The sequence below is a fragment of the Marivita sp. genome, assembly GCF_965656765.1.
Classification (GTDB): Bacteria; Pseudomonadota; Alphaproteobacteria; order Rhodobacterales; family Rhodobacteraceae; genus Marivita.
The window spans coordinates 19,829-44,426 of the sequence record NZ_CBFHLV010000013.1 but is presented as its reverse complement, the minus strand read 5'-3'; the positions used below and the strand labels follow the sequence as shown (position 1 = coordinate 44,426).

Annotated in this window: 26 protein-coding genes; 13 read left to right on the top strand and 13 right to left on the bottom strand. The window is 57.1% G+C overall.

The window, feature by feature from the left end; all coding sequences use genetic code 11:
- Positions 1 to 78: 78 nt before the first annotated feature.
- The 4 genes from ACTG4M_RS06015 (at position 79) to ccmE (ending at position 3,492) form a co-directional block, all read left to right on the top strand.
- Positions 79 to 957, top strand: coding sequence for a lysophospholipid acyltransferase family protein (locus ACTG4M_RS06015; RefSeq protein WP_439122735.1), 879 nt, complete (start codon positions 79 to 81; stop codon positions 955 to 957).
- Between the two features lie 32 nt (positions 958 to 989).
- Positions 990 to 1,802, top strand: coding sequence for a glutamate racemase (murI, locus tag ACTG4M_RS06010; protein ID WP_439122734.1), 813 nt, complete (start codon positions 990 to 992; stop codon positions 1,800 to 1,802).
- Positions 1,803 to 1,851: 49 nt separating this feature from the next.
- Positions 1,852 to 2,880 (top strand): N-acetyl-gamma-glutamyl-phosphate reductase, encoded by a 1,029-nt coding sequence (gene argC / locus ACTG4M_RS06005; RefSeq protein ID WP_439122733.1) that lies wholly within the window; start codon positions 1,852 to 1,854, stop codon positions 2,878 to 2,880.
- A gap of 162 nt (positions 2,881 to 3,042) precedes the next feature.
- Positions 3,043 to 3,492, top strand: coding sequence for a cytochrome c maturation protein CcmE (gene ccmE, locus ACTG4M_RS06000; RefSeq protein WP_439122754.1), 450 nt, complete (start codon positions 3,043 to 3,045; stop codon positions 3,490 to 3,492).
- Positions 3,493 to 3,586: 94 nt separating this feature from the next.
- On the opposite strand, the gene eno is transcribed toward ccmE, so the two are convergent.
- The 6 genes from eno to ACTG4M_RS05970 form a co-directional block, all read right to left on the bottom strand.
- Positions 3,587 to 4,864 (bottom strand): phosphopyruvate hydratase, encoded by a 1,278-nt coding sequence (gene eno, locus ACTG4M_RS05995; RefSeq protein ID WP_439122732.1) that lies wholly within the window; start codon positions 4,862 to 4,864, stop codon positions 3,587 to 3,589.
- A gap of 79 nt (positions 4,865 to 4,943) precedes the next feature.
- Positions 4,944 to 5,837 (bottom strand): DMT family transporter, encoded by an 894-nt coding sequence (locus ACTG4M_RS05990; RefSeq protein WP_439122731.1) that lies wholly within the window; start codon positions 5,835 to 5,837, stop codon positions 4,944 to 4,946.
- Positions 5,838 to 5,903: 66 nt separating this feature from the next.
- Positions 5,904 to 6,314, bottom strand: coding sequence for a Fur family transcriptional regulator (locus ACTG4M_RS05985; RefSeq protein ID WP_439122730.1), 411 nt, complete (start codon positions 6,312 to 6,314; stop codon positions 5,904 to 5,906).
- 76 nt (positions 6,315 to 6,390) lie between these two features.
- Complete coding sequence (locus ACTG4M_RS05980; RefSeq protein WP_439122729.1) at positions 6,391 to 7,236, bottom strand: DMT family transporter; 846 nt, start codon at positions 7,234 to 7,236, stop codon at positions 6,391 to 6,393.
- Positions 7,237 to 7,250: 14 nt separating this feature from the next.
- The gene (locus ACTG4M_RS05975; protein ID WP_439122728.1) at positions 7,251 to 8,033 is read right to left on the bottom strand and encodes a tellurite resistance TerB family protein; all 783 of its coding nucleotides are present in this window, start codon (positions 8,031 to 8,033) and stop codon (positions 7,251 to 7,253) included.
- Between the two features lie 80 nt (positions 8,034 to 8,113).
- Complete coding sequence (locus ACTG4M_RS05970; protein WP_439122727.1) at positions 8,114 to 9,532, bottom strand: protein adenylyltransferase SelO; 1,419 nt, start codon at positions 9,530 to 9,532, stop codon at positions 8,114 to 8,116.
- Positions 9,533 to 9,631: 99 nt separating this feature from the next.
- Between ACTG4M_RS05970 and ACTG4M_RS05965 the strand changes: the two genes are divergently transcribed.
- On the top strand, positions 9,632 to 10,171 hold the full coding sequence (locus ACTG4M_RS05965) for a CBS domain-containing protein (RefSeq protein ID WP_439122726.1): 540 nt from the start codon (positions 9,632 to 9,634) through the stop codon (positions 10,169 to 10,171).
- Between the two features lie 15 nt (positions 10,172 to 10,186).
- Here the strand turns inward: ACTG4M_RS05965 and ACTG4M_RS05960 are convergent, their stop codons facing one another.
- On the bottom strand, positions 10,187 to 10,633 hold the full coding sequence (locus ACTG4M_RS05960; protein ID WP_439122725.1) for a GNAT family N-acetyltransferase: 447 nt from the start codon (positions 10,631 to 10,633) through the stop codon (positions 10,187 to 10,189).
- Complete coding sequence (locus ACTG4M_RS05955) at positions 10,630 to 11,571, bottom strand: nucleoside hydrolase (protein WP_439122724.1); 942 nt, start codon at positions 11,569 to 11,571, stop codon at positions 10,630 to 10,632. The genes ACTG4M_RS05960 and ACTG4M_RS05955 overlap by 4 nt, the downstream gene beginning before the upstream one ends.
- Before the next feature lie 215 nt (positions 11,572 to 11,786).
- Here ACTG4M_RS05955 and zwf point away from each other — a divergent pair, with 215 nt between their 5' ends.
- The 3 genes from zwf to pgi are packed head-to-tail and all read left to right on the top strand — an operon-like array spanning position 11,787 to position 15,504.
- Entirely contained in the window at positions 11,787 to 13,241 is a 1,455-nt protein-coding gene (gene zwf, locus ACTG4M_RS05950; RefSeq protein ID WP_439122723.1) for a glucose-6-phosphate dehydrogenase, read from the top strand.
- A complete protein-coding gene (gene pgl / locus ACTG4M_RS05945; protein WP_439122722.1) occupies positions 13,238 to 13,915 on the top strand; it encodes a 6-phosphogluconolactonase in 678 nt (225 codons plus the stop codon). Before zwf ends, pgl begins: the two co-directional genes overlap by 4 nt.
- Positions 13,916 to 13,920: 5 nt before the next feature.
- Positions 13,921 to 15,504, top strand: coding sequence for a glucose-6-phosphate isomerase (gene pgi, locus ACTG4M_RS05940; RefSeq protein ID WP_439122721.1), 1,584 nt, complete (start codon positions 13,921 to 13,923; stop codon positions 15,502 to 15,504).
- Positions 15,505 to 15,579: 75 nt separating this feature from the next.
- Here pgi and ACTG4M_RS05935 read toward each other — a convergent pair whose 3' ends face one another.
- Together ACTG4M_RS05935 and ACTG4M_RS05930 are read right to left on the bottom strand one after the other, a co-directional pair.
- The gene (locus ACTG4M_RS05935) at positions 15,580 to 16,074 is read right to left on the bottom strand and encodes an acyl-CoA thioesterase (protein ID WP_439122720.1); all 495 of its coding nucleotides are present in this window, start codon (positions 16,072 to 16,074) and stop codon (positions 15,580 to 15,582) included.
- Between the two features lie 12 nt (positions 16,075 to 16,086).
- A complete protein-coding gene (locus ACTG4M_RS05930; RefSeq protein ID WP_439122719.1) occupies positions 16,087 to 16,545 on the bottom strand; it encodes a cupin domain-containing protein in 459 nt (152 codons plus the stop codon).
- A gap of 79 nt (positions 16,546 to 16,624) precedes the next feature.
- Between ACTG4M_RS05930 and ACTG4M_RS05925 the strand changes: the two genes are divergently transcribed.
- The 5 genes from ACTG4M_RS05925 to ACTG4M_RS05905 all read left to right on the top strand — a co-directional run bounded on the left by ACTG4M_RS05925 (position 16,625) and on the right by ACTG4M_RS05905 (position 21,189).
- Positions 16,625 to 17,248 (top strand): holin-associated N-acetylmuramidase, encoded by a 624-nt coding sequence (locus tag ACTG4M_RS05925; protein WP_439122718.1) that lies wholly within the window; start codon positions 16,625 to 16,627, stop codon positions 17,246 to 17,248.
- On the top strand, positions 17,239 to 17,772 hold the full coding sequence (locus tag ACTG4M_RS05920) for a holin family protein (RefSeq protein WP_439122717.1): 534 nt from the start codon (positions 17,239 to 17,241) through the stop codon (positions 17,770 to 17,772). Before ACTG4M_RS05925 ends, ACTG4M_RS05920 begins: the two co-directional genes overlap by 10 nt.
- An 82-nt stretch (positions 17,773 to 17,854) precedes the next feature.
- Entirely contained in the window at positions 17,855 to 19,825 is a 1,971-nt protein-coding gene (locus tag ACTG4M_RS05915) for a heme lyase CcmF/NrfE family subunit (RefSeq protein WP_439122716.1), read from the top strand.
- Positions 19,822 to 20,322 carry a cytochrome c-type biogenesis protein gene (locus tag ACTG4M_RS05910; RefSeq protein ID WP_439122715.1) on the top strand — a complete coding sequence of 167 codons (501 nt, stop codon included), beginning with the start codon at positions 19,822 to 19,824 and terminating at the stop codon, positions 20,320 to 20,322. The genes ACTG4M_RS05915 and ACTG4M_RS05910 overlap by 4 nt, the downstream gene beginning before the upstream one ends.
- Positions 20,323 to 20,412: 90 nt before the next feature.
- The gene (locus tag ACTG4M_RS05905) at positions 20,413 to 21,189 is read left to right on the top strand and encodes an enoyl-CoA hydratase-related protein (protein WP_439122714.1); all 777 of its coding nucleotides are present in this window, start codon (positions 20,413 to 20,415) and stop codon (positions 21,187 to 21,189) included.
- Between the two features lies 1 nt (position 21,190).
- On the opposite strand, the gene ACTG4M_RS05900 is transcribed toward ACTG4M_RS05905, so the two are convergent.
- From ACTG4M_RS05900 to gltX, 3 genes are all read right to left on the bottom strand, one after another.
- Complete coding sequence (locus tag ACTG4M_RS05900) at positions 21,191 to 21,688, bottom strand: GNAT family N-acetyltransferase (RefSeq protein ID WP_439122713.1); 498 nt, start codon at positions 21,686 to 21,688, stop codon at positions 21,191 to 21,193.
- Positions 21,689 to 21,739: 51 nt separating this feature from the next.
- A complete protein-coding gene (locus ACTG4M_RS05895) occupies positions 21,740 to 23,035 on the bottom strand; it encodes a citrate synthase (protein WP_439122712.1) in 1,296 nt (431 codons plus the stop codon).
- An 82-nt stretch (positions 23,036 to 23,117) separates the two neighbouring features.
- Positions 23,118 to 24,530 (bottom strand): glutamate--tRNA ligase, encoded by a 1,413-nt coding sequence (gltX, locus tag ACTG4M_RS05890; RefSeq protein WP_439122711.1) that lies wholly within the window; start codon positions 24,528 to 24,530, stop codon positions 23,118 to 23,120.
- Between the last annotated feature and the right edge of the window lie 68 nt (positions 24,531 to 24,598).

Here is a 24,598-nt window from a genome sequence, read left to right as displayed (position 1 = left end):
TTAAGGAACTGTTACATCTATGCGGATATATCGGCTCGCGCTAGCACGGCGCGATCCTGCAATTCCGGAGGTCCATCGGTGACGTCTTCCGCCGCTCGTGATATTTCTTACGCCCATTCCGCCCGATCAAAACCGGGGCGCGCGATGATCCGTTTGATCGAAAACGCCACAGGCCGACTGAACCTGATTAAACGTGCCGCAGGCTACCAGGACGAGGTCGCAAAGGGCCGCGATTTCTGGGAGGTGATGATTGACCGCTATGGTCTTGGACTTGATGTGGTGGGCGGTTCCCTGGGAAATATCCCCAAAACTGGCCCGTTAATCGTGATTGCCAATCGCCCTTATGGCATTCTGGATGGGCTGATCCTTGGTCATATCCTTTCGGTCACACGCGGCGATTTTCGCATTCTGGCACATAGGGTTTTCCGCAAGGCGCAAGAACTCGACAAGGTCATTTTGCCGGTGAATTTCGACGAGACCAAAGCGGCCATTGCCCAAAACCTCGAAACCCGCAAAACCTCGCTGGGGTATCTGGCGCAGGGCGGCTGCATCGGAGTGTTTCCTGGTGGTACGGTGTCCACAGCAGCCACGCCCTTTGCCAAACCGATGGACCCGGGTTGGCGCAGTTTTACAGCGCGGATGATTGCCAAATCGAACGCGACAGTGGTTCCGATTTATTTCGATGGACATACCAGCCGTTTGTTTCAAATGGCTAGCCATATGCACCATACGCTTCGTATGGGATTGTTGATCAAAGAGTTCCATAAACGGGTCGATACACCTGTGCGCCTGGTGATTGGAAATCCCATTCCCGCGGAGGAAATAGCGGTTCGCAAAAAAGACACGCGAGAGCTGATGGATTTTTTGCGCAAAGCCACGTATGAGCTGTCTCCAACGCCGTTCCCGTCTTACGACTACGGCTTTGAGTTTGAAGACCGGCATCGGGTACGCGGCTGAACGCCATCCCGTTCCGATTGCGCGAGGGCGACATGGCGGTAGGCGTATTTGATAGCGGACTGGGTGGGCTGACGGTGCTGGACGCGGTGTCCAAGCGGCTGCCTGATGTGCCTTTCGTTTATCTTGGCGACAACAAACACGCGCCATACGGCGTGCGCGACGCGGATGATGTTTATACCTTGACCTGTGCTGCGACTGAGCGGCTCTGGGATGCTGGCTGTGATCTCGTCATTCTGGCGTGCAACACAGCGTCCGCGGCGGCCCTGCGGCGGATGCAAGAAAGCTGGATACCACGCGACAAACGCGTGCTCGGCGTGTTCGTACCCTTGATTGAGGCACTGACAGAACGTCAATGGGGGGACAATTCCCCACCGCGAGAAGTGGCCGTGCAGCATGTGGCGCTTTTCGCGACTCCGGCCACGGTCAGCAGCCGTGCGTTTCAGCGGGAACTCGCATTCCGCGCCATCGGTGTGGATGTCGAGGCGCAGGCCTGCGGGGGTCTGGTCGACGCCATCGAAGAAGGCGACATGATTTTGGCAGAAGCATTGGTGCGGTCTCATGTCGATGCGCTCAAGCGTAAAATGCCGACACCGCAAGCGGCCATTCTTGGCTGCACGCATTACCCGTTGATGCAGAATGTGTTCCAAGACGCGTTGGGTCAAGCCGTGGCTGTGTATAGCCAGGCCGACCTCGTGGCTGAATCATTGGCAGATTACCTTGATCGACATCCTGATATGCGCGGGGCAGGGGATGCATCGATGTTCCTGACCACGGGCGATCCAAAACGTGTGTCTGATCATGCCACACAATTCCTGCGACGACGGATCTCGTTCGAGGCTGCCTAAGCCTGACGATCCTTTGTTTTTTGTCCATTCGTCACGGGGGAGAAACCCAATGACCTGTAAAATCGCGATTATCGGCGCCAGCGGCTATACCGGAGCCGAACTGATGCGCCTCATCGCCACCCATCCCGAGATGGAGATTTCAGCGCTCGCTGCAAACTCCAAGGCCGGCCAAACCATTGCGCAGGTCTTTCCGTTTCTGCGCCATCTGGACCTGCCGCAGCTTGTGACTTGGGAAGAGATCGACTTTTCCAACGTCGATCTGTGCTTTTGCGCGCTGCCGCACAAGACCAGCCAGGAAGTGATCTCAAAGCTGCCGACGCACCTAAAGATCGTGGATCTCTCGGCGGATTTCCGTCTGAGTGATCCGGCTGCATACGAAAAGTGGTACGGCAACCCACATTCCGCAGTCGACATGCAGAAAGAGGCGGTCTACGGCCTGACCGAGTTCTACCGCCATGCCATTAAGGACGCGCGTCTGGTTGCCGGAACGGGCTGCAACGCGGCGACGGGGCAGTATATCTTGCGGCCCCTGATCTCAGACCGGGTGATCGGTTTAAGGGACATCATTCTTGATCTGAAATGCGCCGTATCAGGTGCGGGGCGGTCTCTGAAAGAGAACCTGCTGCATGCTGAAATGTCTGAAGGTGCAAACGCCTATGCTGTTGGCGGCACGCATCGTCACCTTGGAGAATTTGATCAGGAATTCACTGCATTGGCGGGCGAAGAGGTGCGTATTCAATTCACGCCGCATCTGATCCCGGCCAATCGCGGTATCCTTGGGACCTGTTATGTCAGTGGTGACGCGCAGGCGGTCTATGGCGCTTTGGCCCGTGCCTATGCAGACGAGCCTTTCATTGAGGTTCTGCCCTTTGGCGAAACGCCATCAACGCATCATGTGCGCGGGTCGAATTTTTGCCATATCGGCGTGACCGGAGACCGCATAGACGGGCGTGCCATTGTCGTGGCGGCTCTTGATAACCTGACAAAGGGATCTTCGGGGCAGGCGATGCAGAACGCCAACCTGATGCTTGGTTTGCCGGAAGTGACCGGTCTCATGCTGGCACCGTGTTTTCCATGATCCAAACGGTCCTGTGTCCCGGATTTTTCGTACGAAAAATCTCAGATGCCGACCATTAAGGTAAAATGAAATCAGACTGCGGCAAATTGAACTGCCGTGGTTTGCGCACCGCCATTCTGTGTCTATATAAGATTGGATTTAGTCGGGGAGGTTACCGTGGCTTTGAAATCGCTGAAGAAACAACGCCGGATACAGGTGATTGCCCTTGCGACGGTCGCCTTGGTCCTATCAACCGCGTTGATCGGTTATGGCATGCGCGATGGGATCAACTTTTTCCGCTCGCCCAGCCAAGTGATGGCAGAACCGCCAGCTCCGAATGAGACCTTCCGCATTGGCGGTCTGGTCGAAGAAGGCTCCATTGTGCGCGGGCAGGGATCGACAGTATCGTTCAGCGTGACGGATGGCGGTGCAACCGTTCCGGTGACCTATTCGGGTGTGCTGCCGGACCTCTTTTCAGAAAACGAAGGGATGGTCGGCACAGGGCGGTACATCAATGGTGTGTTTGAAGCGTCTGAAATCCTTGCCAAACACGACGAAGAATACATGCCTGCCGAAGTGGTCGATGCGCTGAAAGAACAGGGAATTTACAAAGATCCGAACGCGGGCAGCTAATCCGCGACCTGTTCTTCTTCTTTTTCCAAATATGCAAAAAGCCGGACGCGCAACGTCCGGCTTTTTGGATCTTCCGAAGGAAAATTCGAAATCGTTAGCCACGCAAGATAGAGCGACCCGCGTATTCGGCGGTTTCGGCCAACATTTCCTCGATGCGGATCAATTGGTTGTACTTGGCCAACCGGTCCGACCGCGCCAATGACCCGGTTTTGATTTGACCACAATTGGTGGCTACGGCGAGGTCTGCAATCGTGGTGTCCTCAGTCTCACCCGATCGGTGCGACATCACGTTGGTATACCGCGCCCGGTGCGCCAGATCGACGGCTTTGAGCGTTTCGGTCAGCGTGCCGATCTGGTTCACCTTGACCAACATGGAATTGGCGCAACCGCGCGCAATGCCATCGGCCAGACGCGCCGGGTTTGTCACGAACAGGTCGTCACCCACCAGTTGGACCTTGTCGCCCAGCACTTCGGTCAGCATCGCCCAACCATCCCAGTCATCTTCGGACATGCCGTCTTCGATGGACAGGATGGGGTAGTCGTCCACAAGTGCTTGCAAATAGGCGACGTTTTCGTCCGAGGTCAGCGTCTTACCTTCACCTGCATAGACGTAGTTGCCGTCTTTGTAATACTCGGTCGCCGCGCAATCGAGGGCGAGCATGATGTCGTCGCCCGGAGTGTAGCCAGCTTTTTCGATGGATTTCAAAATGAAATCGAGCGCTTCGCGGGTTGATCCGAGTTCGGGCGCAAAGCCGCCCTCATCGCCCAGACCCGTAGACAGGCCCTTGGCTGACAGTTCTTTCTTCAGCGTGTGGAATACTTCGGACCCCATCCTTACGGCATCGCGGATGTTCTCCGCAGCCACGGGCATGATCATGAATTCCTGAATGTCGATCGGGTTGTCGGCATGTTCGCCACCATTGATGATGTTCATCATTGGTACGGGAAGGATGCGCGCTGAGGTGCCGCCAACATATCGGAAGAGTGGCTGTGCGGTGAAATCAGCAGCCGCTCTGGCCACTGCAAGGCTGACGCCAAGAATGGCATTTGCACCAAGTCGGCCTTTGTTGTCGGTGCCGTCCAGTTCAATCATGGCCATGTCGATGCCAACCTGTTCGGTGGCGTCGAGGCCGACAATCTCGTCCGCGATTTCGCCATTCACGGCAGCAACGGCCTCCAGCACGCCCTTGCCCATATAGCGGTTCTTGTCGCCGTCGCGCTTTTCCACGGCTTCATAAGCGCCGGTGGATGCACCCGAAGGTACTGCGGCGCGGCCAATGGTGCCGTCTTCTAGGGTGACGTCGACTTCGACGGTCGGGTTGCCCCGGCTGTCGAGGATTTCGCGTGCGTGGATGTCGATGATGGTGCTCATTGCGCTTTGGTCCTGATGCAGCTGCATTCATGCGGCGGTATAGCAGGGCCGGACATAAAGTAAACTGCGCCCGGTAGCGCTAACGGGAAGCTTTTTGGCGCAGACGATCCTGCTCCATTGCCAGCTTGCGTTCGCGATAGAGAGCGTAAAGCCCTGCGGCAAGAATGATAGCTGCCCCGACGAGGGTCAGTGTGTCGGGGCGTTCTCCGAAAATCAGGATGCCAAGGCTCATGGTAAAGACCAGCCGCGTATAGCGGAACGGGGACACGATGGCCGCAGGGGCCATGCGCATGGCTTGGGTTACCGCGTAATAGCCCAATGCTGTCACCACGACCCCGGCGCTCATATGCCATACGGTCATGCCGGTCAGCGGCGCGGGTGCGTCGAACAGAAAGATCAGAACCAGTCCGATTGGGATGGTTGCTGAAAACCCCCATGTCGCCAATGAGATCGACGGGATGTGCGATGGGGCCAACCGAGTGATTAAATCGCGCAGGCCAAGACCACACACACCCATAACGGCAAACAAGGCGGCGGGTTCAAAGCCATCGGCACCCGGGCGGATCACAAGCAACATGCCAACGATTCCTGCGAAGATCGCAAGCCAACGACGTAGGCCAACAGGTTCTTTCAGGAATACTGCTGCCCCCAATGTCACCACCAGCGGGGCCATTTGCATGATCGCTGCAAATAGTGAGAGTGGGATCACACCAATTGACATGACAAGTCCGATCCCACCAAAAATCTCAAGCCCACTGCGTGCAAGCACCCAAGGGTGCAGCGCATCACGGCTGATCAGTTCGGCACCCTGAAATTTTGCAATCACGATAAAACACAAAGTGCCGCCTGTGCTGAGAAAGAACATCACATGGCCGGGCGATAGGACGCGCGATGAGAGCTTGATGAACATGTCGCTCAGCGCCAATAGCGCCATTGCGAGGATCATCAGAAGAATGGCGCGCACGATCTGCATGCTGTGGAGCTACGCCTCTTTTCGGGCAGAGACCAGACCTGTTGGCATTGCGCAGCAGGGGCAGTTTCACTTCTTGATTGGCACGCCGTATAGTTCGAGCTTGTGCCCTTTGAGCCGGTAACCCAGCTTAGCCGCGATCTTTTCCTGTAGCGCCTCGATCTCGGGATCGACGAATTCGATTACCTTGCCTGTTTGCAGGTCGATGAGGTGGTCATGATGATCCCGTTCGGCATCTTCATACCGCGCGCGGCCATCGCCGAAATCGACTTTTTCAAGGATTCCTGCCTCTTCGAAAAGTTTTACTGTTCGGTACACGGTCGCGATCGAAATGTTCGGATCTCGGTCCGAGGCACGGGCGTAAAGCTCTTCGACATCGGGGTGGTCGTCGGCGTCTTCCAGCACCTGTGCAATTGTCCGGCGCTGTTCTGTGAGGCGCAGGCCCTGCGCTTCACATCGGGAAATGATCGTATCGGACATCGCGGGGCCTCTTGTCGTGGTGCCGAGGTGTGTATCCAACTGCGCGCGCCAACGCCATAAGACGCTGACGGATTTTTCACGTGCGACGGCGCAGGTGCCAGAGATAGGTGGCAAGGGTCGTCACTACAATTGCACCTCCGGCCAGCATGGTAGACGTTGGCGCCTCGCCGATCCCGACCCAGACCCAAAGCGGGCCCAGCACGGTTTCAAGAAGCAGCACCAAGCTAACATTGACCGATGCGGTGTGACGTGACGCTTCGGACATCAAATAGAAGGATAGGGGCAGCACGACAAAGCTTGCAATACCGATCGCCCACGTGGTGCCTGTGGCCATCTCCTGCGGTGATGTGAGTGCAAATGCCGTGATGCCCGCGAGCGCCGACCCGGTGCCAACCGCTGTGAGCAGTGGCATATCCGGGTTATGCCGCAGCAGAGTGAAGCTGAGCGCAAGACTGAGCGCAACGCCCAATCCGCACAGCACGCCAATCAGCGCTGTGGCGGTGAAGGCCACATCGCTTTTGCCTGACATCGCAAGCATAATGCCGACGCTGACGACGGCGATGGTGACCCAAGTCGCTGGCCGAGTAGGTTGGCCGTACATCATTCGCGATAGGATCGCGGCCCAGATTGGGACAGTGGCAACAGAGATCAGAACCAGTGCAACCGGCGCGAGTGAAATGGCTGGTGCAAAAAGCGATGCGTTGGCCCATTGCGCCAAAACGAGTGCTGCACCCACGCTGGAGGCCAATCGCGGAAACAGACGCAATTGGCCCGTAAGTGCGGCGGCGACGAGGAACAAACTGCCCATTGCCAGTCCGCGCCATGCGACAAGCGGAGCTGCGTCCAGCCCGGATATACGGATAAGCAAAGCGTCCGGTGTCAGGATCAAGACACCGAAACAGGCCAGCAGAATGCCCTTCATAAATGTGCGTCAGATCAGCTGTAGAGCGGCTGAACCCCCATCTGCATATGCAGCCCGTTTACCGTGGGCTGGTCCAGCTCCATCGCGCGAGCAAGGGCGTCAAGATATTGCGCTTCGGGTTGAGTATCGAGCCGGATCGCCATCAGCGACGCAGAATAGACCTGCGTGCGCAGAGGCGCAGGTGTGTCTGCGGCCAGAGCAGCAACATCAACTGGTGCTGCCAACTGTTCCTGAACATACGCGATATCTTCGGCATCCGCGTCATCGCCAACGGTGTCTATGATCTTGGCGCGTTCGGCGTCGTCGATGCCGCCGTCGCATTTTGCGGCCTGGATCATCGCGCGCAGCATCAGGGCTGCGGTCTCTTCTGCCTCGGGGGCGGCTGCGCCCGAGTTGGCGAATTGGTCGAGCATGCCGCCCATGTTCTTGCCACCCATTGCTGCCATGCCACCGGCTGCGGCCAGAATACCGGCAAGCCCAGCACCACCTCCGCCGCCAAGCTGTGACAGCAATCCACCTTTGTCGCCGCTGTCCTGACTACCAGCTGCGCCACCCATCATAGACGACAGATCAAGTCCGCCGGATTGCAGTTTGTCCATCATACCGGCCAAAGGGTTTTCGCCACCGCCGCCCATCATCTTGCCCAACTGGGCTTGGATTTGCGCCATCGGGTTGTCCCCTTCGACCTGTGCGCCGCCCATCAAACCGCCAAGGCCTTTGCCGCCTGCAAGTTGATCAACTCCACGTGCTGTCGCGTATCCGATGGCCACTTTGGCCAGTGTTCCCATGAGACTCATATCACCACTCCGACTATTGGTTGGAGCCACGATGACAGATTCGCGAGCGGGTGGCGAGGTTTACACCTGTCGGGGCGCTGTCAGGTGCCGCAGAAGGTGGCCTGTACCACCTCGTTCGGACGCGGTGGATGTTGCAGGTCAGCAAGCGCTGGGTTGGGCGTGAACGGCGCGGAGTAGGCGCTGTTCAGCCGGTGAAAGAGGCTATCATCCCCTAAAACGGCGGCTTGGATCATTTCTTCGATACGATGGTTGCGTGGGATCAGGACGGGGTTCGCCGTACTCATCACGGCTTGCGAGCCGTCTTCGCTGTCGATTCGTGCTTTCCAGCCTTCGCTCCATTGGTCAAAGCCGGTGGGGTCGTCGAACTGATCGCGGGCGGTGTCGTCGACAAGACCCCGGAACGTGTTGGTGAAATCGGCATCCGATACCTGCATCAGGGTCAAAAGATCGGTGACAAGCCGTGCGTCGTCGGGCGTAGGGTTGGCGATACCGATCTTGGCGGCAAACCGAGTAAGCCATTCGGCGCGGATCATGTCTGGCATGGTGTGGATTTGTGCTGTGAAGGGTTCGACGGACGCTTCGGGGTCTGGCATCAGCGACAGCAATGCGGTGGCAAGTTGTGCCATGTTCCACACGATGATGTCGGCTTGGGCAGCGTAGCTGTAGCGCCCGTAGCGGTCGATCGAGGAATAGACGGTTTCCGGGTGATAGCTGTCCATAAATGCGCAGGGACCATAGTCGATGGTTTCGCCGGAGATGCTGCAATTGTCGGTGTTCATCACACCGTGGATGAAGCCAAAGCTCATCCAATGGGCTATCAGCGCGGCTTGCTTGCGCATCACGGCATTTAGGAAACTGGCGGGATCGGCGGCGTCGGGATAATGGCGCGCGACCGCGTAGTCGAACAGCGTCTGCAAGGCTTTGGTGTCGCCACGGGCGGAAAATACCTGAAACGTACCGACACGAAGATGACTTTGCGCCACGCGGGTCAAGACTGCACCCGGCAGGGGTTGTTCACGGACAACCCGTTCGCCGGTGCGGGCAGCGGCCAAGGCACGGGTTGTGGGTACGCCAAGCGCGTGCATTGCTTCGCTGACCACGTATTCGCGAAGCACTGGACCCAACCACGCGCGCCCATCGCCCATACGGGAAAACGGTGTGCGGCCTGATCCTTTGAGTTGGATATCGCGGCGGATGCCATCGGCCCCGACGGTTTCGCCCAAAAGCACCGCACGGCCATCGCCAAGCTGAGGATTGTATTGACCGAACTGGTGCCCTGCATATAGCTGCGCCAAAGGTGACGCGCCTTGGGGCACTGTGTTTCCTGCAAACACCTCCGCCACGTCCGGATCATCCAACCCGTCGATACCCAATTCACGGGCAAGTGGTGTGTTGATCGCAATGAGGGAGGGGGCCTTGACTGGCTCGGGGCTGACCCGTGCGTAAAAGCTGTCGGGCAGGGTAGCGTAGCTGTTGTCGAATGGTATTTGCAATGTCATGCCAAGCATATAGGGCCGCGCGCGCCTCACCACCAGTGGGTTGTCTTTGTCAGATCGGCGCTAGGGTCATTTGTGAGGATAACAAAGGAGTAATCCCGCATGGCTGCATCAGATACATACGGAATGTCGCTCAAAGATCGTCCCGAGTTTTCGTCCAAGCCGAAACCCTTGTGTTTTCCGCCGACCGCCAAAGTGTCGGAAGCGGTGGCCGAGATGAGTGCAAAGAATTTCGGGTCAGTCGTCATCGTCGACGACGATCAAAAGGTCATAGGCATCGCCACCGAACGCGATGTGATGAAAAAGCTGGTGGCAGCGAACAAAGACCCGCAGACCACCACATTGGCCGATATCATGACCAAAGACCCACGTCTTGCACGGGAAACCGACGATGTCGTCGATTGGCTGCGCATCATGTCGAACGAACGATTCCGTCGTTTGCCCGTGGTCGATGAAGAAGGCCGCATCCAAGTGATTTTCACCCAAGGTGATTTCGTCAGCTACACGTGGCCCGACCTGATCTATCAGGCCAAGGAGTTGGCAAAGGCCAGTGTTGGACGCAATTATCCCGTGTGGCTCATTGGCGGTGGCATCATGCTATACTCGTTGTTGATGATCATCGTTGTGTCATCCATCGGCTGACAGGACGTAAAAAAATCATAACTCTCGGGACATATACGCATAGCCTTCGCGGGTGACGAACTTGGCGCGTTGGTAAAACCGCTTCAAAGTTTCATCGCTTTGATTGGCTTCGAGGTGCAGGGCACGGATACCGCCGTCGCGTAGCGCCTTGGCAAGACCGTTTAGCGCTTCCGACCCCATGCCGCGCTTGCGCACGGCGTTACGGACGAACAATTCATCCACAATGGCGTCCATGCCGCCGTACTCGACTGACCAGCCGAAGGACACAACGACATATCCGACCGGTGCGCGTCGTGGGCCGATAAGCCAAATTGCGCCGTGCGGGCAGCCCTCAAGCAGAGGCAGAATGGCGTCGTGTTGATGGTCGGGCGATGTGCCGAACCCCTGGTGTTCGTGGAACGATGCCACCAACGGCAGGAGCTTTGGCAAATCCTCGGGCGTGGCCAAGTGCAAAGATCTCATAACCGGGCCAGTCTTTCGGTGAGAAGCGCAAAGAAACCGTCGGCGTCGATGTCGCCCATGAAAGTCGCATTGGCCGGCCGGTTGGTGACACCCCACCAATCGGCAACAGTCATGCCCAATGTCAGGTCGGACCCGGTTTCGATCTCGACATTGATGTGCCGCCCAGTGAACAGGTCTGGCTTGATTAGGTATGCTGTGACGCAAGGATCATGTAACGGTGCACCGGCGCTGCCGTATTTTTCCTTGTCGAAGCGTTCGAAAAAATCGGTCATGTCGGCGACGGCGATTCCAACCGGCGTGCCCAAAGTGCGGAATGCAGCATTGCGGTTGGAGGTGACCAGCGCCTTGTGTGTGACATCAAGCGGCATGACAGTGATGGGCGCGCCGCATTCAAAGACCACTTTGGCGGCCTCGGGATCGACGTAAATGTTGAACTCTGCAGCAGGGGTGATGTTGCCAACCTCGAAATACGCGCCGCCCATTAGAACGATTTCCTGAATACGCTCGGCAATGTCAGGCGCACGTTGCAACGCCACTGCGATATTGGTGAGTGGCCCAAGCGGACAAAGGGTAACCGACTTCGCAGGTTCATTTCGCAAGGTGTCGATGATGAAATCGACGGCGTGTTGATCCTGAAGCGGCATAGCCGGTTCGGGCAGGGTTGGTCCATCAAGCCCGGTTTTGCCGTGGACATGTTCAGCAGTGACGAGTTTTCGGGCAATCGGCGTGTCGCATCCGGCAAAGACGCGGGTCTCGGGTTTGCCCGCCAGTTCACAAATGATGCGTGCGTTCTTTTCTGTAAGCGGCAAAGGAACGTTGCCCGCCACTGCGGTAATGCCCAGAACATCAAGATCGTCTGGCGATGCGAGGGCCAATAGGATCGCAACCGCGTCGTCCTGACCAGGATCGGTATCGATGATAATTTTACGGGGTGCCATCCAAGACTCCTTGTTAGGCGCGGTGGTGACACGCAGGTGTCGGAGGATCAAGCATGTTGATAGGGGCGGGCGGGGCTTTGCCTGTTCTTTTTGCAAGGCGATTGCAGCCGAACATCGGGATGTTAGACTGCAGCTATTCGTTGCGAAATTAGTTTACATCTATCTCGTTAGCGCTAACAAGACGCATAACGAAGCAGAATCGGAAGGACAGCGCCATGGTGTCTCGCGTTATTCCCGTTGATCCCTTTGACCTTGTGATCTTTGGCGGCACGGGCGATTTGGCCCGACGCAAGATCCTTCCAGGCTTGTTCCGACGCTTTTGCGCGGGTCAGATGCCCGAAGGGTCACAGATCATTGGCGCGGCTCGATCCGAAATGGATGATGCCGAATATCGGGCAATGGTTTCTGACGCGGTTGCCGAGTTCGGGACGGATGGACATTGCGAAGCTGGCACGCTTGAGGCGTTTCTGGATGTTGTGTCTTACGTGACAACCGATGCCAAGGGCGATGGTGGATGGGTCGAACTTAACGGTAAGATGCGCGAAGGCCGCGTGCGGGCGTTCTACTTTTCTGTCGGCCCATCGCTTTTTGGCGATTTGGCAGAGCGGCTGCACCGATTTGGCTTGGCCACGCCCGACAGCCGGATAGTTGTTGAAAAACCATTTGGCCATGATCTCGAGACCGCGAAAGCCCTGAACGCCACACTGGCGCAGCATTTTGACGAAACTCAAATTTACCGGATCGACCATTATCTTGGTAAGGAAACGGTGCAAAATCTGATGGCGGTTCGGTTCGGCAATATGTTGTTCGAACCATTGTGGAATGCGCAATATGTCGATCACATCCAGATCACTGTCGCCGAAACTGTGGGTGTTGGTGGCCGTGGTGGCTACTACGACAAGTCTGGCGCGATGCGGGACATGGTGCAGAACCACCTCATGCAGTTGTTGTGCCTCATTGCGATGGAACCGCCAGCAAAGTTCGAGCCGGATTCGGTGCGTGACGAAAAGCTAAAGGTTATTCGAGCGCTTGAGCCTGTGGACTGGCATCACATTGTGCGTGGTCAATATGATACAGATGCCAACGGTCCAAGCTATCGCGAGGATGTGGAAGACCCGAAATCGCGCACGGAAAGCTTTATCGCCATGAAGTGTCATATCTCGAATTGGCGCTGGGCGGGCACGCCGTTTTATCTGCGCACCGGTAAGCGGCTCAAAGCGCGGACTTCGGAAATCGCAGTGGTGTTCAAAGACGCGCCGCATTCGATCTTTGGGGCTGATGCAGGACGTCACCGCAACGTGCTGGCGATCCGTTTGCAGCCGAATGAAGGCATGACTCTCGATGTGACAATCAAGGAACCCGGTCCGGGGGGAATGCGTCTGATGGATGTGCCGCTGGATATGAGCTTTGCCGAAGCGCTGGGCCCGGATGCCGAAGAAGCGCCGGACGCTTATGAGCGCCTGATCATGGACGTGATCCGGGGCAACCAGACATTGTTTATGCGCGGTGACGAGGTCGAGGCGGCATGGGCGTGGACCGATCCCTTGATCGAAGGCTGGCAAGCGCGCAATGACGTGCCCAAACTATATGACCCGGGCAGCTCTGGCCCCGAGGATTCGCTGATGCTGATGCACCGTGACGGTCGCAAATGGCGCGAGGTGAAACCATGACATATGACCTACAAACCTATCCTGACCGCGAAATGCTTGCGATGGATCTGGCCAACAAACTGGCGGGTGATCTGCGCACCATCCTGACCCACGAGGACCGCGTCGTGCTGGCAGTACCCGGCGGAACGTCGCCGGGGCCGGTGTTCGACGATTTGTGTGCTGCCAATCTGGACTGGAGCCGGGTTGACGTGATGCTTACTGATGAACGTTGGGTGCCCGAAGACAGCGACCGCTCTAACACGCGGCTGATCCGCGAACGTCTGCTTGTTGAACGCGCATCTGCCGCGCGATTGTTGCCGCTGTATGTTCCGGCACATGAACCAGAAGACGTGTTGGGCGAATTGGAATCGCAGATTGCCGACGAACTGCCCTTGGCCGTGGTTCTTTTGGGCATGGGCACTGATATGCACACCGCGTCGATCTTTCCGGGTGCGGATCAATTGGACAAAGCGCTTGATCCACATGCGCCGATCCTTGTTCCGATGCGCGCGCCCGGCGCACCTGAGCCACGGATCACGCTAAGCGCGCGGGTGTTGAACGACGCGCTGCGCAAACATGTGCTGATCTTTGGCCAAGACAAACGCGATGCGCTTGAAGCAGCCAAAGGCAAGATGCCCGAAGACGCGCCGATCAATGCCGTTCTGGATGGTGCAACAGTTCATTGGGCGGAGTAAGAACAATGTGGGACCTTTTAAAAAACGCCGCTGAGGCGGGCAGGGATCGTTCTATTCTCGGGCTGTTGGAAGACGACCCGAACCGTGCTGATGCATTTAGTGTGGCGGCGTTGGACCTGCTTTTTGACTATTCGAAAACCCAAATCGACGCGCGCACGCGCGATGTTCTGATCGACTTGGCCAAAGCTGCCGATGTTGAGGTGCGCCGCGATGCTATGTTCGCGGGTGCAAAGATCAACGACACTGAGGGGCGCGCTGTCCTGCACACTGCTGTGCGGAACCTTGATGGCGAAGCGATTGTGGTGGATGGGCAAAACGTCATGCCCGGTGTCTTGGACGCCCTTGCGCGTATGGAGGCGGTTGCCCTTGAGGTCCGTAATGCCGGCTTTACCGATGTGGTGAATATTGGCATTGGCGGATCAGACCTCGGGCCCGCAATGGCCTATCTGGCGCTGTCACCGTATTGTGATGGTCCGCGCTGCCATTTCGTTTCGAACGTGGATGCGGCTGATATTGCGGACACGCTGCGGAGCTGCGATCCGGAAAAGACGTTGTTCATCGTCGCCTCTAAAACCTTTACCACGATCGAAACGATGACGAACGCCCGTACTGCGCGCGCATGGTTGCAGGATCACGGCGTCAGCACCAATGGCCGCTTTATCGCCTTGTCCTCCAACGCCGAAGCTGCGGCAGAGTGGGGTATCCCCTCAGAACGTGTGCTTGGGTTCGAGGACTGGGTGGGTGGGCGTTATTCGATGTGGGGGCCGATTGGCCTATCGTTGATGATCGCCATCGGACCGAACGGGTTCAAGGCGTTCCTCCGAGGCGGTCAAGCAATGGACAGGCATTTTCGATCCGCCGCCCTACACGAGAACATGCCCGTGCTATTGGCGCTGGTCGGCATCTGGCACAATCAGGGTTTAGGCCATGCCACCCGCGCGGTGCTGCCGTATGATAACCGCCTGTCGCGGCTGCCAGCGTATCTCCAGCAGCTTGAGATGGAGAGCAACGGCAAGTCCGTGGCAATGGATGGATCGAACTTGTCAGTCAACTCCGGACCAGTGGTATGGGGTGAACCGGGCACCAATGGTCAACATGCCTTCTACCAGTTGATCCATCAGGGAACGCGGGTGATCCCTTGTGAATTCATGGTTGCGGCAGAAGGGCACGAGCCTGACTTGCGTCATCATCATGAGTTGCTCATCGCCAATTGTTTGGCCCAATCCGAAGCGCTTATGCGCGGGCGGTCACTTGACGAGGCACGCAGGATCATGGCCGCGAAAGGGTTGACCGGTGATGAATTGGAGCGCCAAGCGCGGCATCGGGTCTTCCCGGGCAACCGTCCGTCGACCACGCTTATGATGCCGAAGCTGACGCCAGAGGTGCTGGGCCAGATCATTGCACTATACGAGCACCGGGTGTTCGTTGAGGGCGTGATCCTCGGGATCAATTCGTTTGACCAATGGGGTGTCGAGCTAGGCAAAGAACTGGCGACGTCCCTAGGGCCGTTGGTTAGTGGCGATGCACATGCTGAGGATAAAGACGTAAGCACCCAAGCGCTTTTGGGATATGTGAAGCGATATTCGTAAGCGCGGGAAGGTTTTCAAAAACCATTCTAACGCGGTTTGGAAACGAATTGGTAAAGCGCGAGCTTATGCGAGCTATCAAGGCGTGTCGATGCGCCTTGCCACGCTGTCAACATCATGGAAATAATCAAGAATGTGCGCAGAAATTGGCATGCGACCGCTGCCATCTGGTTGTAAAAGCACGATCACACAGGTGAAGGCGGCCCGCTTGGTGCCTCCCGCCCAGATCTCTTGATGCATGGTGAAACTGGTATTACGGTAAGCGACCGCCTTTGACAGGATGACATAATCCTCATCGGCTCGCATTTCTTGCAGCCAGTCGATCTCGCCCCGGCGGATGACAATTCGCGGCTCGACCGCGTTGTCCTCATAGGTCGAGATACCGACATGCTTGAAATACGCCACTCGCGCGCTTTCGAACCAGATCAGGTAGGCCACGTTGTTGACGTGGTTGAGCGGATCAAGCTCGGCAAAGCGTACCCGGTCTGCGATGGCCATCGGCCATGGATCGGGAACGCCAAAGGCGCGTTGCTGGTCGGGTGATAGAGGTGTGAGATAGGGCAGGTCGATCATGCTAAGCCCATGTCAACCAGCACGTGGAATGTCAAACCCCGGCGGGGCAAGGGTGAAGCCTTCAAACTGAAAAGCCGGACTGACGGTGCAGCCGACCAATGTCCAGCCGCCGGTGCTGTGCGCAGCTTGCCAATGGTTCACCGGGACGATGATCTGCGGTGTCTGACCGGCAAACAGGTTCGGCCCCAGAACATGGTCGTACGCGGGTCCGGCATCCGATGTTGACAGCGACAGAATGAGTGGCGAACCCGCGTAATAATGCCAGATCTCGGTTGCATCGACCTTGTGCCAATGGCTGCTTTCGCCGTCTGCCAGAAGGAAATAAATGCAGGTGCCCGACGGGCGGCCATCTTCATCGGCAATCCATGTTTGCCGGTAGTGACCGCCTTCGGGATGAGGGGTCAAGTCTAGGTGCCGGATGATACCCTCGGCTGTTTTATGATCAATGTCAGTGGGTTGTGATGTATTCATGATGCTGCGCGCGCCGTCTTGTGACTTCGTTAACCATAGCTTTGCAATCTTTGCCGGATAGAGCAATCGGGGTGCGCAAATGAATTCGCAAACGCAAGATGTGCGCACCATTGCGCAAGAGATTGTGGCACGTGAAGGTGGATACGTGAACGATCCCGACGATCCAGGCGGGTCCACTAAACACGGTGTTACGATCCATACGATGCGGCTTCTTGGGCTTGATTTGACCGGGGATGGGCAAGTGACGACTGCCGATGTCAGGCGTTTGAGCCGGGATCAGGCAATTGCAATTTTCATCGAACACTATTTTACGCAACCGCGTATCATGGAGCTGCCAGTGCCATTACAGCCTACGGTCTTCGACATGTATGTGAATGCGGGGGCCAATGCAGTTAAGATCCTGCAACGGCTTTTGTCCAAAATGGGATTTGTTGTGGCTGTAGACGGTGTGATCGGCCCAAAGACTATCGCGGCCACGGCCCGGGCGCATGCCCTGGCCCCCGACCACCTCGTCGATGCCTACGGGATTGAACGGCGCAATTATTATTTCGATCTGGCCGACCGACGCCCAGCTAGCCGCAAATACGCGAAGACGCGCAAGGGTGGCAAAGGCGGCTGGATCACCCGCGCCGAAGCCTTCATCGCTGGGCGATATCACCTATCGGCTGAGGCATTTCAGCAAAGGATTGCAGCATGGGGTTGATTGAACAGGTGTTTTCCTTGGTCTTCGGATCAGGGCGCAACGTGCTCAAAGACACAGTCGAGGTGTTTCGGCCCAACGCAGAGGCCGATGCAAAGCGCAACCATGATCAATTCGATGCGTCACTGAACCAGTTCGCAGCTGAATTCTACGCACCCCAGCGTGGCTGGTTCGACCGGCTGATGGATGCGCTCAACCGGGTGCCGCGCCCGGCAATGGCGCTGGGGACTTTGGGGCTTTTCATAGCAGCAATGGTGGATCCGGTCTGGTTTTCCGCGCGTATGGCTGGCATCGCGTTGGTGTCCGAACCTTTGTGGTGGTTGCTGGGCGCGATCGTAAGTTTTTATTTCGGCGCGCGGCATCAGGCAAAAGGGCAGGAATTTCAACGCGATATCGTGTCTCGAATGTCGCCTGCGCCGCCGGAGATTTCGCAAGTGCCCGATGCTCCGGCGAATGCAAAGGGCACACCCAGCCAGTTCAACAATGCTGCTTTGGAGGACTGGCAAAGGCTGCGGCGCGGCAGTTAACCCGAATGGTTGCGACAATGTGAACCGCGCGAAAGGCCGAAACGGATTGGCCGCGGCGCGCGCTGCGCCTATACTCTGGCACATGGTTACAGAACTCGGTCACTTCGCCCTCATCCTCGCGTTTCTCGTCGCGATCGTGCAATCCATTGTCCCACTGGTGGGCGCGCATAAACGATGGCCTGGGTGGATGGCAGTCGCTGAGCCGGCGGCAACGGTGCAATTCCTGCTGACGGCATTTGCCTTTGCAGCACTCACTTATGCTTTTGTGACCTCTGATTTCTCGCTCAGGTTGGTGTGGCTCAACAGCCATTCGGCCAAACCGATGCTCTACAAGATTAGTGGTGTCTGGGGAAACCACGAGGGTTCGATGCTCCTTTGGGTGCTAATCCTTACCCTGTTCGGCGCGATGGCCGCATGGTTTGGTAAAGGCCTTCCGCCCACCTTGCGTGCACGCGTTTTGGCGGTGCAATCAGCTGTTGCTGTTGCTTTTTTCGCCTTTATCATCTTTACATCTAACCCGTTCCTGCGCCTTGCAGTGCCGCCCTTTGACGGGCAGGATCTCAACCCGCTCTTGCAAGATCCCGGCTTGGCGTTCCATCCACCTTTCCTCTATCTCGGTTACGTGGGCCTGAGCATCTGCTTCAGCTTTGCGGTCGCCGCCCTGATTGAAGGCCGCGTCGATGCTGCATGGGGTCGTTGGGTGCGTCCTTGGACCCTCGCTGCTTGGGTCTTTCTGACCATTGGTATCGCGCTTGGGTCTTGGTGGGCCTACTATGAGCTTGGCTGGGGCGGCTTCTGGTTCTGGGACCCGGTCGAGAACGCGTCGTTTATGCCGTGGTTGCTGGCAGCTGCGTTGCTGCACTCGGCGATCGTGGTTGAAAAACGCGAGGCTTTGAAAAGTTGGACTATCCTGTTGGCCATCCTCGCCTTCGGCTTCTCACTCATTGGAACGTTCATTGTCCGCTCTGGTCTTTTGACCTCGGTTCATGCGTTCGCCAATGATCCCGAACGGGGCGTGTTCATCTTGATGATCATGGTATTCTTCACCGGTGGGGCACTGACCTTGTTTGCGGCACGCGCCAGCACAATGGAAGCCAAGGGCGTCTTTGGTGTTGCCAGTCGCGAAAGCGCGCTGGTTGCAAACAATGTCATCCTAGCAGTTAGCTGTTTCGTAGTCTTCGTGGGCACCCTCTGGCCAGTCGTGGCCGAGATGTTCTTTGACACCAAACTCAGCGTTGGCGCGCCGTTCTTCAATATGGCGTTTACACCTTTCATGGTGGTGCTTGGTCTGCTTCTGCCCTTGGGATCGATGCTAAGCTGGAAGCGGGCCAAGGTAGGCCGTTCGCTCAAGCAGTTGCTTCCGGCGTTTATTCTGGGTGTGCTTCTGCTTGGTCTTTTCTGGACGATGCAAACAGGGAAAAGCCTGTTGGGGCCGGTTGGTGTTTTCCTTGCCGTCTGGGTCATTTCTGGCGCGGTTGTTGATCTTATCAACCGCACTGGCAAATCGCGCGACCTGTCACGATTGTTCCGCCTGCCGCGTTCCGATTGGGGTAAGGCGACGGCGCATATCGGCTTTGGTATAACAATGGTCGGCATCGCGGGTCTGATGGCGTGGCAAGAGGAAGACATCCGCGTCGCACAGATTGATGAGCCGTTCCAAGTGGGTAATTTCGAACTTGAACTGGCGGCTGTCAATCAGGTGCGTGGTCCGAACTACTTTTCGACCATGGGCGATGTGATTGTCCGGCAGGATGGTGAACAGATTGCCCTTCTGAATCCGGAAAAGCGAAACTATCCAGTGGCGCAAATGCCAACAACCGAGGCCGCCATCGATTACCGGTTTCTGCGCGACATCTACGTTGTGATTGGTGATGAACAGGACAACGGCGGCTGGGTGATGCGCACATATATCAAACCGCTGGCGAACTGGATTTGGGGTGGTGCAATTCTCATGGCGCTGGGTGGGCTGTTGTCCTTGTCAGATCGTCGCTACCGCGTTGCGGCAGGCGCGCGTCGGCAGGCGGCCCCACATCAGGGGGTTCCAGCAGAATGAATGCCTTCCGGACTCTCTGGCGCAGCTCCAAGCTATTGGCCCTGGTCCTGTGCCTATTTTTGGCAGCACCACTCGCGATGCCGGCCTATGCGGTTCAGCCTGACGAGGTGCTTGACGATCCAGTGCTTGAGGATCGTGCGCGTGAATTGTCCAAAGGCCTTCGTTGCGTCGTATGCCAGAACGAAAGCATCGACGAATCCAACGCAGACCTTGCACGTGAGTTACGGCTTGTGGTGCGCGAACGCTTGGTCGAGGGTGATAGCAACGAAGAAGTCTTGGATTACCTTGTTGCCCGCTACGGTGAGTTTGTTCTGCTTAAGCCGCGCACTGATGGCTGGAACATGATCCTGTGGCTGTCAGGCCCGGCGCTTTTCCTGCTCGCTTTGGGCGTGGGTGTTGCCTATGTTCGCGGTCGGTCCACTGCGACAACCCCAACCGAAGCCGGGCTTTCCGCCGATGAAGAGGCGCGACTAAAGGAAATTCTGAAAGATAGCTGAGCGTAGGTGTCAGTGACGCCGCGTTGACCTTTGCCAAACCGGTGTATCCCGTGTTTGATGAGGCCAACATCTTTCAGGAGTGCCCGGCGCATGAACTACGACACCATCACCTTTGACATCACTGACGACATCGCAACGGTCACCTTGAACCGTCCAGACGTGATGAACGCGCTCAACACACAGATGCGGGCCGAAATCACGGATGCCGTGCTCGAGGGCGGGAAATCGGCGCGTGTTGTGGTGCTGACTGGTGCGGGCAGGTCGTTCTGTTCGGGTCAGGACTTGGGCGATCGGGCCAACGCGGCGAACCTCGATCTCGAACGCACGCTGCGTGACGAATACGTGCCGATGCTGCGTGCAATTTATGATTGCCCGGTGCCGACCATCACCGCGGTAAACGGCGCCGCTGCGGGGGCAGGGGCCAACCTCGCGTTGGCAGCGGACGTGGTCATCGCAACCGAATCCGCGTTCTTTCTGCAGGCTTTCACGCGGATCGGACTGATCCCGGACGCGGGCGGCACATATTACCTGCCACGCCAGATGGGGCTGGCCAAGGCAATGGGCGCGGCTTTGTTCGCAGACAAGATCACAGCTCGACAAGCCGATGATTGGGGAATGATCTGGGAAGCCGTGTCAGATGCCAGCTTTGCGGATCATTGGAAATCCCGTGCGATGCATCTCGCCAAAGGGCCAACTGCGGCTTACCAGCGCGTGAAACAATCCATTCGTGGGTCGTTTGATAATGACCTCGAAGATCAATTGGCACTTGAGGCCAAACTTCAGGGTCAATGCGGTAAAACACGTGATTTCAAAGAAGGCGTGGTTGCGTTTCTCGAAAAGCGTCCGGCGCAGTACGAAGGACGCTGACCTAGGCTGCGCGGGTGTCCGGCTTAAGCGTGAAGTAGACGCTATCGGTCCACACCCCATCGACACAATAGGTGTTCTTTGCTTCGCCGGTCTGTACAAAACCGGCAGCGCGCAATGTGGCGACAGAGGCTGCGTTCATAGGATCGGCATCTGCCGTCAATTGCAGATATCGCAGGTCTTCAAAGAAATAAGGGATCAGCGCGCCAAGTGCTTCGGACATCAGCCCTTGTTGCCAGTGATCAGAACGCAACAGAAACCCAATCTCATCGCCCATATGCACGCCTGCACAGCCGACAGCACGCCCACCACATTCGATTACAAAGTAGGTCACCACCGGGTCTGACGACGCGATTAATCGGGTTAGGTTTCGGCGTGTTTGGGCGACGTCGTCATGTGGCGGTGTTGACCAATACCGCATCACCTGCGGGTCGCTGTATACGGCATGCAGATCATCGAGATCCTCGACCCGGGCCTTCCGCAACACCAACCGTTTTGTCACCAATTGAGCCATATGTAAAAAGGCCGCCCGAAGGCGACCTTTCCTTGAGTCTTAGCGTTTCTCGATATCGACGTAATCTCGCGCTGTATCACCCTGATACAGCTGGCGAGGGCGACCAATTTTCATCTGCGGATCAGCCAGCTGTTCTTTCCACTGGGAAATCCAGCCAACGGTCCGGCTCAATGCAAAGATGGGTGTGAACATGGATGTCGGAAAACCCATGGCTTCAAGAATGATGCCGGAATAGAAATCCACGTTCGGGAACAGCTTTTTTTCCGCGAAATAGGGATCGGCAAGAGCAGCCTTTTCCAGTTCCTTAGCGGTCGCAAGGATCGGATTATTTTCAACGCCCAGCAGGTCCAGCACTTCGTCTGCGGACTGTTTCATCACGGTCGCGCGGGGGTCAAAGTTTTTATACACGCGATGACCAAAGCCCATAAGGCGGAACGGATCATTCTTGTCCTTGGCGCGGGCGATGTATTCTGGAATGCGATCGGGTGTGCCGATCTCCTTGAGCATCTCGAGGCACGCCTGGTTCGCACCACCATGCGCCGGGCCCCAGAGGCAGGCGATACCGGCGGCAATACAAGCGAACGGGTTGGCACCTGACGAAGATGCCAAACGTACGGTCGATGTTGACGCGTTCTGTTCGTGATCGGCATGTAGGGTAAAAATACGGTCCATCGCGCGCGCAAGGATCGGATCAACCTGGTATTCTTCGGCTGGGACAGCAAAGCACATGTGCAGGAAGTTCGCTGCGTAATCGAGATCGTTACGCGGATAGACGAAGGGCTGCCCGACCGAATACTTATAGGCCATCGCCGCAATAGTTGGCACCTTGGCGATCAAGCGATGTGTTGCGATCTCGCGCTCGCGCTCATTGGTGATGTCGGTGCTGTCGTGGTAGAAGGCCGCCATCGCGCCAACCGCGCCCACCATGATCGCCATCGGATGCGCGTCGCGGCGGAAGCCGCGGAAGAAGTTATGCATCTGTTCGTGGATCATCGTGTGCTGTGTGATCGTTCTTTCGAAACGCTCAAGCTCTGCTGCCTCGGGCAGGTAGCCGTAGAGCAGAAGGAAACACACTTCCAGGTAATGCGATTTTTCCGCGAGCTGATCGATCGGATATCCACGGTGCAACAATTCGCCCTTGTCACCATCGATAAAGGTGATGGTGCTGTCGCAGGCGGCGGTCGACGTAAAACCGGGGTCGTAAGTGAACACGCCCGCCTGGGCATAGAGTTTGCGAATGTCGATCACGTCAGGCCCGGCAGTGGGCGTGTAGATCGGCAAATCATAGGTATTGTCACCAATGGTCAATGTCGCGTTCTTAGAGGTGTCAGACATTCGTGGTCCCTTCGTCTCAACGCCCTGAACGAAGGTCCAGAGCCAGCTATTGCAAGCCTTAGGAGGCGACACCGGAATGGCGTCAGTCGTTTCCTGCGGCGGCTGCTTCTGTCAGGCGGGCAACGGTTTCATCGCGCCCCAGAACCAGCATCATATCGAACACACTCGGCGTCACGGCCCGGCCTGCAAGCGCTGCCCGCATCGGGCCCGCCAGTTTGCCGAATTTGGTCCCTTGCTCTTCCGCAAATTGGGATGTGACGGCTTCAAGCTCGTCGCGCGTCCAGCTAGCATTTTGCAAGTGCGGCGTCAACGATTTCAGTATACCACGGGATACCGCATCCAGGTGTTTGGCCGCTTTCTCATCCGGGTCAATTGGGCGGCTTGCCATAACAAATTGTCCCTTTTCAATGAGTTCTGGGAAGGTGCGCGCGCGCTCCTTGAGGCAATACATCGCACGGCCCATCCCGTCAGCTTGCGTTTCCGTAAGGGCAGAGTGTCCAGCCGCACTCAGATATGCCTGTAATTCATGCAGCAGTGCAGCATCCTCTGCCACGGCAATGTGCTGACCGCTCAGATTGTCGAGTTTCTTGAAATCGAACCGCGCCGGTGACTTGCCAATGCCGTTCAGGTCAAACCACTCTTTTGCCTGTTCATCGGTAAAGAATTCGTCATCACCGTGGCTCCACCCCAGTCGTGCAAGGTAATTCCGCATGCCCGCCGCCGGATATCCCATAACCTGGTATTCATCGACTCCCAGCGCCCCATGGCGTTTCGACAGTTTCTTGCCATCAGGCCCATGGATCAGCGGAATATGCGCCCAGACCGGCACATCCCAGCCCATGGCGGTGTAGATGCCCATCTGCCGCGCGGCATTGTTGAGGTGGTCATCCCCCCGGATCACATGGGTCACGCCCATATCATGGTCATCGACTACAACAGCCAGCATATACACCGGTGTGCCGTCCGAGCGTAACAGAACCATGTCATCCAACTGATCGTTGCGGATGGTCACTTTGCCCTGCACCTCATCATGGATCACCGTGGTGCCCTCTTGCGCCGTTCGGAGGCGGACAACGAACGGGGTGTCAGGATGTGTGCTTGGCGCAGCATCGCGCCACGGGCTCTGGAACAGGGTTGATTTCCCCTCGGAGCGGGCGGCCTCACGAAATGTCTCAATCTCTTCTTGGGTCGAAAAGCACTTATATGCAGCGCCTTTGGCCAAAAGCTCATGCGCCACTTCGGCATGGCGGTCCGCTCCAGCCGCTTGGCTTACCACCTCGCCGTCATGGTCAAGACCCAGCCATTCCATTCCCTTGAGAATCGCCGCTGTCGCTTCTGGGGTGGACCGTGCGCGGTCTGTGTCTTCGATCCGGAGCAAGAATTTCCCGCCACGGCCTCGCGCATAAAGCCAATTGAACAGCGCCGTGCGCGCCCCGCCGATATGCAGGTAGCCGGTAGGTGAGGGGGCGAAACGGGTGACGATCTGGCCGGACATTGGGCGCATTTACCTTTCGATAACTGTCTAGGGAGTAACTTAGGGCTCTCTTAACCAGCACCATCCAC